Below are 13,127 nucleotides of genomic sequence, written 5' to 3' on the forward strand. Positions count from 1 at the left end.
AACCTGCCGCATACTCCTTCCATCTTCACGGCAGAGCCGGTCATGACGAGTGATGACCGTGAAGACAGCCAGGGATGGGAGGTCGCTCCCATTGGGCGGGGGGAACTCGGCAGCTGCGCTTGCGACACAGCGTACCTGGCCCGGACCCGCGAAAATCCTGGCGTGGTGGCGAGGCAATGGCCTCACTTCCTTCATCTACCACTTCGAGGCAGGCGCCTCGCCACCATAGCTCTCTGAGCGCCCCTTGGCGTCTCACGCGACGAGCTGACCCGACGACCCGACAACCGCGATACAGGCGGCGCCTGCGCTCGAACAGATTTTCCACATCGTTCGCGGAGAACGCACAGTTACACCTTTGTGTCTACTTGCCCGTGCGGGTCCCCTGCCCTATGTTCATCGTCGCGGGACGATCGTTCCGCATAGTTCTCAGGGCGGGGTGTGATTCCCCACCGGCGGTAAAGGCGGCGACGCCAAGCCCGCGAGCGCCTTCGGACCGTCAGGTCCTTGGGGTCAGCAGATCCGGTGTAATTCCGGGGCCGACGGTATAGTCCGGATGAAAGAGAACGGGACCAACGCTGGCTTGCTGGCGTCCGCACCCATTTGGGGCCGGACGTGGCACCGGTGAGACTTCCCGTAACCCTGAGGAAACTGGTTACGGAAAGGACTTCATATGAGCCAGGTTTCCTCTGTTCCACGCAACGGCGCCGCTACGGGTGCCTTTTTCATGATCGCGGCAAGCCTCGTGTTTGCCGGGAGCAACCTGCTGCAATCGGCGCTGCCGACACCGGTTGAGTATGGCGGCTATGGCATGAGTTCGACCGGCATGGCCTTCTGGCAATATGTCATCGCCTCGGTGCTGGCCTTGCCGCTCATCCTGCGCATTGGCCTGGGCAAGCTGCGCACCAGCCACCCCATCGCCCACGAGATCCGCGCCTTCGTCTCGGCGCTGGGCGTCCACGTCTTCGTCTATGGCTTCGCCACGGGCGTGCCGATCTGGCAGATGGTGACCCTGCTGGCCACGGGGCCGCTGTTCATTATCCTCGGTTCGACGCTGTTCCTGGGCGAACGCGCCTCGTCCGTTCGCATCGGCGCCGCACTGCTCGGCTTTGTGGGTGCCATCATCGTCTCCGGCGTCGGCACCGAGGGACTGGGCGGGACGACCCTCATCCCGGTCCTGGCCGCCGCGCTCTGGGCCACGACCGATGTGCTGACCAAGTATCTCAGCCAGAAGGGCGAGAGCCCCGAAACGCTGACCGTTTCCCTGCTCGTGCTGGTGACGCCGAACCACCTGCTGATCCTGCTCGCCGTCTGGGCGCTCGGTGGGCTCGCCCCGGGACTGCTGCCGCAGGGTCTGACCGACAACGTGTTCGTCCTTCCGGGCGGCGCCGCTCTCTGGCTGCTGGTGCTGCTCGGCGCCCTGACGGCGGCGGCGCAGTACCTGCTCGCCATCGCCTACAGGGCGGCGGACGCGACCTATCTGCAGCCTTTTGGCGACCTCAAGGTGCCGCTCAGCGGGCTGCTGGGCTGGATCTTCCTGTCGCAGGTGCCATCGGTGTGGTTCTGGCCAGGTGCCGCGCTGATCCTGGCGGCGTCGACGCTCATCTTCTGGGCGGAGTCGGATCGGCGGCGGGCCCTGAGCATCGCCTGATCAAAGCTGCTCCCGGCAATAGTCGGGAGCAGCTTATCCCCCTCCTCGGCGAGCGTGCTAGATGGTACGCGTCGAAACGGCATCGGCGAGAGGGTTGCAGGGAAGTCCTGTTGCAGGGCCGGTAACGCCGCTGTCGCTGTGCTGAAATCGCCGACAGGCGGTCCCGGCCCTAGGCTTCCCGCGCGCGTTCGAGGATGCGCTTGCATTCCAGCAGTTCGCGCAACACATCGGAGAGCTTGTCGCGGGACTCGCGATCGAGCCCGGGACTGGCCAGCATCACGGCTTCTTCGATTTCCGCCTCGTCGCTGGCGGCCTCGGCCTGCTCGATCATGGGTAGGATGTCTTCGAGGGGCTTGCCCTCGCCGACGGCGATCACATAGCGGCTGCCCTGATCCTTGAGGATGCGCTGCACGCCCTTGATGGTGAAACCCTGGTCATAGAGGAGATGACGGATACCGCGCAGCAGCAGCACGTCTTCGGGGCGATAGTAGCGCCGCCCACCGCCGCGCTTCAGCGGCTTGATGGTGGAGAAACGGGTCTCCCAGAAGCGCAGGACATGCTGTGGCAGGTCCAGCTCATCGGCGGCTTCGGATATCGTCCGGAAGGCGTCTGGCGACTTGTCCACGTAGGCTGAGACTCGCTGGATTGCTTATTTTCCAGCACGAACCATAGATTTGTTGATCTTGGACTTCAACACGTTGGATGGCTTGAACACAAGAACCTGCCGCGGAAGGATGGGAACCTCCTCGCCGGTCTTGGGATTGCGGCCGATGCGCTCGTTCTTGGAGCGGACCTGGAAGGAGCCGAATGACGATAGCTTGACGTTTGCCCCGGTGATCAGGGCGTCGCCGATAAGTTCGAGCACCCGTTCCACCAACTCGGCCGACTCGGTCCGTGACAATCCGACAGTGCCATAGACCGCTTCGGCCAGATCGGCCCGCGTAATCGTCTTTTGCGTCATTCGTACCCCCGTGTTGCCGAAAGGTGCAAATCCCCACGCCGGGACGAGTTGATCGCGTCCCCGATCGAAGTTGCTGCCGGCACAACCTCGTGTCGAGGTCGAGCCATACCGCGGGAATCCTTCCCTTCGCTCAGCGATACCGGACCGTCACAAAACCCCTCATGCGACCGGTTTCTACGCTGGGTTCCTCCACCCGAAAGGACACTAACGCCTTGAAACGCCTAAGGTCAATCGCCCAGCGAGGCCGTTACCAGCGAATGAGGGAGGCGCCCCAGGTAAAGCCGCCGCCCATCGCCTCGAGCATCACGAGGTCACCCTGTTTGATGCGGCCATCGGCCACAGCGGCGCTCAGCGCCAGCGGCACCGATGCTGCAGAGGTATTGGCGTGGAGGTCCACGGTGACGATGACCTTCTCGGGGGGGAGCCCGAGCTTGTTGCCGGCCCCGTCGATAATGCGCCTGTTGGCCTGATGCGGCACGAACCAGTCAAGGTCGGCCACCGTGTAGCCCGTCTGTTCGAGCGTCGCATAGACCACGTCGGTTATCTTGCCGACCGCGTGACGGAAGACTTCCGGACCCTGCATATGCACATGTCCGGTCGTGCCGGTCGTGGACGGGCCGCCATCGACATAGAGCTTGTCCCAGTGGTGGCCATCCGAACGCAGGGCCGAGGCCAGTACGCCACGCTCGGGCGCGTCGTCCTCGAGCTCGACCTTTTCCAGCACGGCAGCGCCCGCCCCGTCGCCGAACAGCACGCAGGTGGTGCGATCGGTCCAGTCGAGCAGTCGCGAGAAGGTCTCCGCGCCGATGACCAGGGCGCGCGTCGCGAGCCCGTTCTTGATGTAGCTGTCGGCCGTGGCAATGCCATAGACGAAGCCGGAACAAACCGCCTGGATGTCGAAGGCCATGCCGTGATGCATGCCCAGCTTCATCTGCACCAGCGTTGCCGCGGCGGGGAAGGTATAATCGGGTGTCGTGGTGGCGACGATGATGAGATCGATGTCAGCTGGCGTAACGCCAGCCGCATCCATGGCTCTTCGCGCTGCTTCCACCGCCAGATCGGAGGTGAACTGCCCTTCGGCGGCGATGTGGCGCTCCTTGATGCCGACGCGCTGCTGGATCCATTCGTCGGACGTATCGACCATGGTTGCCAGTTCGGCGTTGGTGAGTACCTTTTCTGGAAGATAGCCGCCGACACCGCGGATGATGCTACGCGTCTTGGTCACGCCGGTTTCGCCTCAGGTTCTGCTTCCGGGGTCTGGGAGACCACCTTGATGGGGAAGCGCTGCATGGTGTCGCCGATCTTGTCGATCAGGCGGCTGCGGGCCATTTCATAGGAAAGGCTCAACGCGCTCTTGTAGCCGATCTCGTCGGTGCCGCCATGGGATTTGATGACAATGCCATTGAGTCCCATGAACACGCCGCCATTGACGGTGCGCGGGTCCATCTTGCGGCGCAGCGCATTGAGCGCAGAGGTGGCGAACAGGGCGCCGATCCGGCTCATGAGATTGGATTTGAGGGCGCTGCGCAGGTACGAACCCACCTGCCGGGCCGTCCCTTCGGCGGTCTTGAGGGCAATATTGCCGACAAAGCCCTCGGTGACGACGACGTCCACCGTGCCCTTGCCGATATCGTCGCCTTCGACGAAGCCATGATAGGTGAAGCCCGAGCCGCTGGCCTCGGCCAGGATGCGGCCCGCCTCCTTGATGTAGTCGAGGCCCTTGACCTCTTCGGTGCCCACATTGAGGAGACCGACGGTGGGCGAATCGTCATCGAACAGGCAGCGCGCCAGCGCCGAACCCAGGATCGCGTAGTCGACCAGTTGTTTGGCATCGGCGCCGATGGTGGCGCCCATGTCGAGCACGATGATATCGCTGCGCAGGGTCGGCCAGATGGCGGCAATGCCCGGGCGGGATATGCCCTTCATCGGCCGCAGGCAGAAGGTGGCCATGGCCATCAGTGCGCCGGTATTGCCGCCCGAAATGGCGACATCGGCCTCGCCATCCTTCACCGACTGGATCGCCATCCACATCGAAGAGGTGCCCTTCCCCTTGCGCAGCGCCTGGCTGGGCTTCTCATCCATGGCGATGACCTGTTCGCAGTGGCGCACGGTCGAGGCGGGCTTGAGATCGGGAAATTCGTCGAGCAGCGGGGCGATCTGCTCCTGCCGTCCGTGAAAGATGAAGCGGGTATTCTTGCGCTCGCGCAGGGCCAGATAGGCTCCGTGGATCACCGCGCGGGGGGCGTTATCCCCGCCCATGGCATCCACTGATATTGTTATTGTATCGGTCATTTCAGCCCGTTCTGTGCCCCACAAGGAGGCAGCCAAACATACCCCATCGGGGAGTCGGTGCAAGCCCGGCGCCTTGTGCTACCGGTCAATATCGGTGGACTTTTTGAGCTTTTCTAGGGCAGCGAATGGGCTGGCAGGCCCGCCGCCCAGATCGATCCCCAGGGAATCGAGGCTTTCGCCCGGCGCTCGTGGATAGGGGTCGATGGCCAGTGCCAGCGTCTCGATCAGCAAGGCGCTGAGATCGACTTCGGGTCCATCAATGTGATCGGGGAAGTCCTCGTCCTCGAGATCGACGAAAATCTCGGAGCCCGGCGTGGGCTTGTGCGCCTGCGCCTCGGGCAGGAAGACGCGGTCCACCGGCTCGTCGATATGCTGGCCTACCGGCTCGAAGGTCACCACCGATGGCTGGACGACATCGGCAACAAGGCGACCCAGCGCCCGGATGCCGCCGCGCAGCGGTGTCACAGTCAGCGTGGCCTCGAAGCTGTCGATGGCGCTGACCTTGAGCTCCTCGGCAAGGGCGGCGCGGGTGGGCTCGTCGAGCGATACGGTCAGATCGCGGCCGGTGGCCGGCAGGCGATCGATGCGGATGATGGCATCGAAAAGTGGAGCGGGCTTGCTCACGCTGCGGCCTCGAAACTCAGCGAGCCACCGGTGATGGCGTCGACGGGTTGGGCCGCCAGGGCGCGATCCTCGGCCATCAGATAGGCCGCGAGTGCCTCGACATGCGGGCCGCTGGCACCATCGAACAGGTTGCGCGAGAGCACCGCCTGCAAGGCCGCTGCATCGTCCTTGTCCATGGCGTCATTCATGGAGGCCAGCAGGCCGAAGAAGATATTGCCCATCTTCTGGATGCGCTTGGGCACGCCGAGATCGCCGACGCCCATTTCGCGCAGCGAGCGGTCCATGTCCTTGAAAAAGAGATCGAACACCGCCTGGCTGAATGCCTTCTGCTCGCCGCTCTCGGCGCGCAAGCGACGGAACAGCAGCGCCAGATGCAGGCTGATCATGTCGAAGCGGCCGGTGACCGTGTCTGGCACGAGCCAATCGGCGTAGAATCGAGGTTGCCGGGATTGCGCCACAATGGCGCTATAGACGGCGTAAATCGGTGCGGTAGCAGTGTTCTTGCGGAACAGGGACAGGATCATGGGATTGCGCTCTGCATCTTGATCGGCCTAACAGGGGCGCCGGACCATTGCCAGCTTGCCAGACCGACAGCTTGGCAGTTACACATTCCGGCGGCTACAAGTACCGCCGCCTTGTCGTCGTGCCTATTAGTCGATCGCCATCGAGAAAGTCAAATTCATGCCCCTGCGTACCGCCTCCGGTTCATTTGCGCCGCTTGCCGCAGCCGCCCTGCTCGCAATGACGCTGGCCGCATGCACCAGCAGCAATTCGCTGATCACCAAGCGGACCCAGGGATACGAAATCTCCGATAGCGCGATGGCGCAGATCCGGCCGGGCCAGAGCCAGCAGCTGGTGACCCTCGTGCTGGGTTCGCCGCAGTCGACCAATACGTTCGGCGACCAGTCTGCATTCTATTATGTCGAGACCAAGGTGCGGCAGACGGCATTCGGCATGACCATGATCGACTCGCGCACCGTGCTGGTCGTCTATTTCGACAAGAACAAGAAGGTCATCGACAAGGCCGTTTACGGCCTGCAGGACGGCAAGACGATCGCGATCGAGAGCCGTCGCACCCAGTCCTTCGGCGAAGATCGCACCTTCATCGACCAGATCCTGCAGTCGTTCTAGGCGAACCCAAGGTCGACAGCCTGCCGGACCCGCATTAGGTTATCGTCGATCTGGCGGTAATTCTGATCGGCGGGCTGCAGCATGTTGCACGAACTCACCACTGGAAGGATGCCCCGCATTGCGGCGTTGATCGCGCTTATGGGGCTCTGGGGCGGCCCGGCGCTCGCCAAGACAAAACTCCAGGGTGAAGACCTGCGCCAGGCCTGCATCGGGGCCTTCGGCGACCGCGAGCATTTCGACTGGGTGCCGCGCATGGGGCTCAGCAACGCGCTGGCGGTGTGCGCCGCCGCCATTGTCGAGTTTCCTGATGATGTCGACGTGCGGTTCACACACGCCGTGGCCAGGGATCAGTTTGCCGAGCGGGGCGGCACGCAAGACGACAACCTGTTTGCCACCGAAGTGTATCGAGAGCTGGCAGCCAGCGGCCTGCCCATGGCCGAATACGCCCTTGGCACCATGTTCGACGAGAGCTCAGGCGTCAGCACCAGCGACGCATTGGACTATATGGAGCGCGCTCGCGCCGGCGAGTTCGGGCAGTCGATCCGCTGCGAGGCACTCCGCACGTTCGGGCTGGCCGATCTAGACGGCAATGGCCCCTCCTACGATGTCGCGGCTGCCGAGAGCATGGCCTATGGCAACTATGTCTGCGCGGGCTACCTGGCCAACATGTTCTGGAACGGCTATGCCGCCGCGGCTGACCTGCCACTGGCAATCAGCGAATATGCCCGCTTCGCCGCAGTCCATGGCGATCCGGCAGCCATGGCGATGGTCGGCCTGTTCTATGCCTACGGCACCGGCTCCACCGACATCGATCCGCAGCTGCAGGGGCAGTTCACCGCGCGGCCGGACGCGGAACGCGCCGGCTATTGGCTGTTGCTGGCCCATTGGGGCACCAAGAGCGCATGGCGCCCGAATCTCCACGCGGAATTCTGGGACCGCTATTTTCAGGAAGCGACGGTCGTTGAGGCGATGCAGACCGCACTCCAGGCCCTCGGCCACTATGGCGGTGCGGTGGACGGCAATTTTCTGGGGGAGACCCGGCAGGCCCTTACGGCCTTCGGGGATGAAGAGGTCGACGCAGTGTTTCAGATCGTTCGCGCCAAGGAGAAATACGACCCATCCCTCGACCCGCGCGAAGCCGTCCATATCGGCAGCGCAGCGATTCCGGGCGACTAAGCGCCTTTGCCGTCGCCCTCGGCCAGGTCGACGCCGGCCTCGCGCGCTATAGCGTCGAGCGCGGCGTTGACGAGGCCCGAAGCGTCATCCTCGTAGAAGGCCTTGGCTACATCGACATATTCGGTGATGACAACGCGCGGCGGAATATCCTTGCGGCGCAGCAACTCGAAAGCGGCGGCACGCAGGATCGCGCGCAGCGTGGCGTCGACACGCTCCACCGGCCAGCCCTCGGCAAGGGCGCGGTCCACGGCCGGGTCAATGGCCAACTGGTGCTTGGCAACGCCCGTCACGATCTGGCGGAAGAAGTCCGCGTCGGCGGGGAGATATTGCTCGCCCTCGATTTCCCGGCCCAGATGAAAAGCGCCGAACTGCGCCAGCGTATCTTCCAGCGTCGCGCGGCCCACATCCATCTGGTAGAGCGCCTGCACGGCGGCCAGGCGAGCGGCGCCGCGCTGGTTGGCGGGGCGGTCAGCTTGTGGATTGCGTTTGGGAGCGTCGGCCATGAGTGCTTTCATCTTTGCTGCGTGGCCGAGGGCCGCGATGCCCCGAAGGACACCGCAACCCCATAGTCTTCCACGGCGGGAACTTCAACAGGGCGAGGCTCAATCTGCCTGCCAGGGACGCTCGTAAAGCGCCAAATTGTCTTCGCCAAGCGCCTGGCGGTCGACCACCAGCAGCCCTGCCGCGTTCAGGGCCTCGTCGATCGGGCCATCCAGGCTCGCCGGGACGGCATCGGCGCCAAGCGCCTGCTGGCCGGTGATCACCGCAAAACGATCGACCAGATTGGCTTCGAGCAGCGCAGCAGTGAGGCGCTGGCCGGTCTCCACCAGCACATTCTGGACATGGCGTTCGGCGAGGGCGCGCAGCGCGGCAGCAAGGTCAGGACGGCCGTCGCTTCCCGGTACCCGAACGACCTCTACCGACGCTGGTGCGTCAACACCGGCGGCGGTTTCCGTAATAATCGCAGTACGATGGCCGGAAAACCCGCCAATCAGATTCAACTTGCGATCAATGCCCGAGGCTCCCGCCAGCACCACACGCAGCGGAGTCCGATGGGTCAGGCCCGGCAGGGTCGCGGTCAAATCAGGGTCATCGCTGCGTGCCGTGGCCGCTCCAACCAGAATCGCGTCGGACCGGGTGCGCAGCAGGTCGACCCAGGCTCGCGCCTCCGGGCCGGCAATGGGGGCCCTGCCCTCGCCGCGCCGGCCGATCATGCTATCGGCAGAAACTGACAGAACGGCCGTTACGAAGGGGCGCCCGGCCATGTGGCGCAGCTTGTGCCCGGCATGCAGCGCCTGCGAGGGCGCGTGCCGGGCCAGCACGGCCTCGACACCGGCGGATTCGAGCTTGGCGATGCTGCCGCCGGCAGTGCGCGGATCGGGATCGACGGCGCCGATGACGACCCGCATGATACCGGCGCGAATGATGGCGTCGACACAGGGCGGCGTGCGGCCCCAGTGGTGACAGGGCTCCAGCGTGACATAGAGCGTGCAACCGGCTGCCTCGAACCCGGCCTGGGCAATGGCTTGGGCCTCGGCATGCGGGCGCCCGCCTTTGGCCGTTACCGCCCGCGCCACCAGGGTCTGCGACTGCGGGTTGACGATCAGCGCGGCGGCAGCGGGAACGTCCGCCGTGGTGCCGGCGAACGGCGCAGCATAGCGCGCCGCGGCGTCAAGCCAGCGCCGGTCTTCTGGGGAGAGTTGCGTCACTCGTCGTCCCGCATCGTGCCTTGCCCATTGGCAAGCTCGGCAAGGAAATTGCGGAAATCGTCGGCCGCCGAAAAGTTCTTGTAGACCGAGGCGAACCGCACGAAGGCGACGTCATCGAGACCCTTGAGGCCCTCCATGACATATTCGCCGATCTGGTCCGAGGTCACTTCCACATCGCCCAGGCTTTCGAGCTGGCGGACGATGCCGGAAATCATGCGCTCGGTGCGCTCGGGCTCCACGGCTCGCTTGCGCAGGGCCGTATAGACCGACCTTGCCAGTTTCTCACGATCGAAGGGTACCTTGCGGCCACTCTTCTTGACCACGGTCAGGTCACGCAGCTGGACGCGCTCGAACGTGGTGAAGCGGCCGCCGCAGCCATTACAGACGCGGCGGCGGCGGATTGCGCCGGAATCTTCGGTCGGGCGGCTGTCCTTGACCTGCGTATCGTCGTTGCCGCAATAGGGACAGCGCATACCGGGACCTTACAGCTGACCGTAGATCGGGAAGCGGTCGGTGAGCGTCTTGACCTTGGCGCGGACCTGCGCCTCGACGGCGCTGTTATTGTCCTCGCCATTGGCCGCGAGACCATCGAGCACCTCGATGATCAACTCACCGATGAGCTTGAACTCGGCTTCGGCGAAGCCACGCGACGTACCCGCCGGCGTGCCGAGGCGAACGCCCGAGGTGATGGCCGGCTTCTCCGGATCGAAGGGCACCGCATTCTTGTTGCAGGTGATATGGGCCCGCTCGAGCGCCTTCTCGGTCGCCTTGCCGGTCAGGCCCTTGGGGCGCAGGTCCACCAGCATGAGGTGGTTGTCCGTGCCCTTGCTGACGATATCGACGCCGCCCTTGGCCAGCGTTTCCGCCAGCACCTTGGCATTGACGACGACCTGGCGCGCATAGGCCTTGAATTCGGGCGAGAGCGCTTCCTTGAAAGCCACGGCCTTGGCGGCGATGACATGCATCAGCGGGCCGCCCTGGATGCCGGGGAAGATCGCCGAATTGATCTTCTTGGCGATGTCCTCGTCATTGGTGAGGATCAGGCCGCCGCGCGGACCACGAAGGGTCTTGTGCGTGGTGGTCGAGGCGACATGGGCATGCGGAAACGGGCTCGGATAGACGCCACCGGCGACCAGACCGGCCACGTGGGCCATGTCGACGAAGAGAATGGCGCCCACTTCATCGGCGATGGCGCGGAACTCGGCCCAATCCATGACGCGCGAATAGGCCGAGAAGCCGGCGACGATCATCTTGGGTTTGTGCTCGTGGGCGAGCTGGCGGACCTGGTCCATGTCGACAAGACCGTCCTGCTGGCGCAGGCCATACTGGATGGCATTGAACCACTTGCCGGACTGGTTTGGCTTGGCGCCATGGGTCAGGTGACCGCCGGCGTCGAGCGACATGCCCAGGATGGTATCGCCGGGCTGGATCAGCGCCTGGTAGACGCCCTGGTTGGCCTGCGAGCCGGAATTGGGCTGCACGTTGGCGTAGCCGACGCCGAACAGCTGCTTGGCGCGTTCGATGGCCAGCGTTTCGGCAACGTCGACATACTGGCAACCGCCATAATACCGGCGGCCGGGATAGCCCTCGGCATACTTGTTGGTGAGGACAGAGCCCTGGGCTTCCAGCACGGCCTGGGAAACGATGTTTTCCGAGGCAATCAGCTCGATCTCGTCCCGCTGGCGACCCAGCTCGTTGCGAATGGCAGCGGCCAGTTCCGGATCGGTGTCAGCGACCGAGTTGGTGAAGAATTTCGGAAAGAGCGGAAGTGAGGTGGCAGCGCTCATGGGACGGTTACCTCGCAAGAGAAGAAGCAAGTCGGCATGGCGGTGGCCTTATCATGTCGCGGTGTGCGATTCCAAGGCCGGGAAAATTGAGCTGGATTCATGGGGCTCCCCGGGGTTGCGGATGGATGCCCAGGCGAGCGGCACTTCAAGGTTCGCGTTCCCCGATGGTTACCCATCTCTTCTCGCCAGTCGCGCGAACGACCGCAATATGGCGCAGAAACGGCGTGAGGGGAAGAGGCGGGGATTGCAGCTCAAGCGAATTTTCCAGGCACTGGCGATGGAGGACGCACGGATTCGGCGAGCTTCTTGCGCAATTTCGCCAGCGCCACCTGCTGCATTTGCAACTTGCTGGCTGAGACCGGGGTTATGACGATCACCTCAGTGCCGGTAGCAACATCGATGGCCGCAACCCGCATCTGCTGGCCGAGCTGCACGAACTCGAAATAGACCTCGCCGTCCGTCATTGCATGCCCCCTGCTCCGACATTAGCAAGATTCTGCGACCTACAAAAGCAAACGCCCTCCCGCGTGGGAGGGCGTTGGTGTGGGGTCCGAACGATCAGGACTCGAAGATGACCTTGCCCTGCGCATCGAACTCATAGACGTCGTCGCGGAAGCTGACGGTGCCCTGACGGTTGGCCCAGGCGGTGATGTAGGTGGTGTGAATGGGCACCTGCGCCTTGAGCTGCACATCCAGACGCTCGAGCGACTCGAATGTCGTATCGACCCTGGTCTGGTCCCAATCGCCATTGTCGCGCAGCAGCCAGTTGACCAGCTGATTGACGCCCTCGACGCGGACGCAGCCGGACGAGTGGAACCGCGCATTTTCACCAAACAGCGCCTTGGACGGCGTGTCGTGCAGGTAGACATCGTGCGGGTTGAAGAAATTGATCTTGCAATGGCCCATCGAATTGGCCGCACCCGGCTCCTGCCGGTACATGTAGTTTACGGCATTGCCGATATTGTTCCAGTCGATGGTCGCCGGATCGATGGTGTTGCCGTTGCCGTCGTAGATGAAGATGTTCTGTTCGGCCAGGTAGTTGGGGTTTTCCAGCATATACTTGGTCAGGTCGCGCTCCACGAGCGACTTGGGCACATGCCAGTAGGGGTTGAAATTGATCTGGTGGATCTTGCTGGCCAGGATCGGCGTGGCGCGATCGACGCGACCGACGACCGCGGTGTGGCGCTGTTCCACCATGCCACCGGCAACCGCTTCGATGGTCGCGGCCGGAATATTGACGACCACGTAGCGGTCGGTGAGGTTCGCAGCCATGTTCTGAACGCGGGTGAAGTTCAGATAAAGCTGCTGCAGGCGCGTGGAGGCCGGAACGTTCAGCGCGTACCAGGTCGGCTCATCCACCTGGCCGTTGACGATCAGGCCGTGGCGCGCCTGGAAGGTGCGAACCCCGCGATCGGTATCTTCATCGAACAGGTCATTGATGTTGGGCACCAGCAGCATGTCGCCCGAGGAGATCAGGCGGCGCTTGAGGGCGATGACCGACGCACCGGACTTGCCTATCAGCAGGCGGAAGGCCTCCTGCGGGATTTCTTCCCAACCGCCATTGGCGACAAAGGGCTCATACTGCGAAATCGCCAGCTGCAGATTGTACGCCGTATCGAACGACAGGATCGGCTCGTTGGTGGCAATCAGCGCCTCGGCGGCGGCAGTATTGCTGTCCTTGTCGACATTGCGCAGCACGTTGCCGCGATTGACCATGTCGAAAATCGACTCCTGCCCGCGCACTACCGCCGGCATGGCGAGGGAAGCCCCGGCCAGTGCCGTATACCGGAGCATAGAAC

The 13,127-nt window shown here is 63.7% G+C and carries 15 protein-coding genes and 2 riboswitches; of the genes, 3 read left to right on the forward strand and 12 right to left on the reverse strand.

The features are described from left to right. The first annotated feature begins 418 nt into the window (after positions 1-418). A riboswitch (FMN riboswitch) is annotated at positions 419-569 on the forward strand. A 101-nt stretch (positions 570-670) separates the two neighbouring features. Next, the gene (locus IH615_RS21290; RefSeq protein WP_291365170.1) at positions 671-1,648 is read left to right on the forward strand and encodes a DMT family transporter; all 978 of its coding nucleotides are present in this window, start codon (positions 671-673) and stop codon (positions 1,646-1,648) included. A 169-nt stretch (positions 1,649-1,817) separates the two neighbouring features. Here the strand turns inward: IH615_RS21290 and IH615_RS21295 are convergent, their stop codons facing one another. The 6 genes from IH615_RS21295 to IH615_RS21320 form a co-directional block, all read right to left on the reverse strand. Beyond that, a complete protein-coding gene (locus IH615_RS21295; protein WP_291365172.1) occupies positions 1,818-2,273 on the reverse strand; it encodes a MerR family transcriptional regulator in 456 nt (151 codons plus the stop codon). A 24-nt stretch (positions 2,274-2,297) separates the two neighbouring features. Continuing rightward, entirely contained in the window at positions 2,298-2,609 is a 312-nt protein-coding gene (locus tag IH615_RS21300; protein WP_056229170.1) for an integration host factor subunit alpha, read from the reverse strand. A gap of 247 nt (positions 2,610-2,856) precedes the next feature. Beyond that, positions 2,857-3,834 carry a beta-ketoacyl-ACP synthase III gene (locus tag IH615_RS21305; RefSeq protein ID WP_291365176.1) on the reverse strand — a complete coding sequence of 326 codons (978 nt, stop codon included), beginning with the start codon at positions 3,832-3,834 and terminating at the stop codon, positions 2,857-2,859. Beyond that, positions 3,831-4,901 carry a phosphate acyltransferase PlsX gene (gene plsX / locus IH615_RS21310; RefSeq protein WP_291365178.1) on the reverse strand — a complete coding sequence of 357 codons (1,071 nt, stop codon included), beginning with the start codon at positions 4,899-4,901 and terminating at the stop codon, positions 3,831-3,833. Before plsX ends, IH615_RS21305 begins: the two co-directional genes overlap by 4 nt. A 78-nt stretch (positions 4,902-4,979) precedes the next feature. Continuing rightward, entirely contained in the window at positions 4,980-5,525 is a 546-nt protein-coding gene (locus IH615_RS21315) for a DUF177 domain-containing protein (protein ID WP_291365180.1), read from the reverse strand. Further along, on the reverse strand, positions 5,522-6,049 hold the full coding sequence (locus IH615_RS21320) for a ubiquinol-cytochrome C chaperone family protein (RefSeq protein ID WP_291365182.1): 528 nt from the start codon (positions 6,047-6,049) through the stop codon (positions 5,522-5,524). Before IH615_RS21320 ends, IH615_RS21315 begins: the two co-directional genes overlap by 4 nt. Before the next feature lie 157 nt (positions 6,050-6,206). Between IH615_RS21320 and bamE the strand changes: the two genes are divergently transcribed. Together bamE and IH615_RS21330 are read left to right on the forward strand one after the other, a co-directional pair. After that, a complete protein-coding gene (gene bamE / locus IH615_RS21325; protein WP_291365184.1) occupies positions 6,207-6,656 on the forward strand; it encodes an outer membrane protein assembly factor BamE in 450 nt (149 codons plus the stop codon). A gap of 81 nt (positions 6,657-6,737) precedes the next feature. Beyond that, the gene (locus tag IH615_RS21330) at positions 6,738-7,832 is read left to right on the forward strand and encodes a putative peptidoglycan binding domain-containing protein (protein ID WP_291365186.1); all 1,095 of its coding nucleotides are present in this window, start codon (positions 6,738-6,740) and stop codon (positions 7,830-7,832) included. Here IH615_RS21330 and nusB read toward each other — a convergent pair. The 6 genes from nusB to IH615_RS21360 form a co-directional block, all read right to left on the reverse strand. Next, positions 7,829-8,335 (reverse strand): transcription antitermination factor NusB, encoded by a 507-nt coding sequence (gene nusB / locus IH615_RS21335; protein ID WP_291365187.1) that lies wholly within the window; start codon positions 8,333-8,335, stop codon positions 7,829-7,831. The genes IH615_RS21330 and nusB overlap by 4 nt on opposite strands. Before the next feature lie 99 nt (positions 8,336-8,434). Continuing rightward, positions 8,435-9,541 carry a bifunctional diaminohydroxyphosphoribosylaminopyrimidine deaminase/5-amino-6-(5-phosphoribosylamino)uracil reductase RibD gene (gene ribD / locus IH615_RS21340; protein ID WP_291365188.1) on the reverse strand — a complete coding sequence of 369 codons (1,107 nt, stop codon included), beginning with the start codon at positions 9,539-9,541 and terminating at the stop codon, positions 8,435-8,437. Next, positions 9,538-10,014 (reverse strand): transcriptional regulator NrdR, encoded by a 477-nt coding sequence (gene nrdR, locus IH615_RS21345; protein ID WP_291365190.1) that lies wholly within the window; start codon positions 10,012-10,014, stop codon positions 9,538-9,540. Before nrdR ends, ribD begins: the two co-directional genes overlap by 4 nt. A 9-nt stretch (positions 10,015-10,023) precedes the next feature. Then, positions 10,024-11,328, reverse strand: coding sequence for a serine hydroxymethyltransferase (glyA, locus tag IH615_RS21350; protein ID WP_291365192.1), 1,305 nt, complete (start codon positions 11,326-11,328; stop codon positions 10,024-10,026). A 120-nt stretch (positions 11,329-11,448) separates the two neighbouring features. Then, positions 11,449-11,531: riboswitch (ZMP/ZTP riboswitch) on the reverse strand. A 48-nt stretch (positions 11,532-11,579) separates the two neighbouring features. Then, entirely contained in the window at positions 11,580-11,792 is a 213-nt protein-coding gene (locus IH615_RS21355; RefSeq protein ID WP_291365194.1) for a serine hydroxymethyltransferase, read from the reverse strand. A gap of 94 nt (positions 11,793-11,886) precedes the next feature. Further along, positions 11,887-13,122 carry a L,D-transpeptidase family protein gene (locus IH615_RS21360; RefSeq protein ID WP_291365196.1) on the reverse strand — a complete coding sequence of 412 codons (1,236 nt, stop codon included), beginning with the start codon at positions 13,120-13,122 and terminating at the stop codon, positions 11,887-11,889. Between the last annotated feature and the right edge of the window lie 5 nt (positions 13,123-13,127).

The sequence above is a fragment of the Devosia sp. genome (assembly GCF_014860165.1).
In the GTDB taxonomy this organism is placed as follows: Bacteria; Pseudomonadota; Alphaproteobacteria; order Rhizobiales; family Devosiaceae; genus Devosia.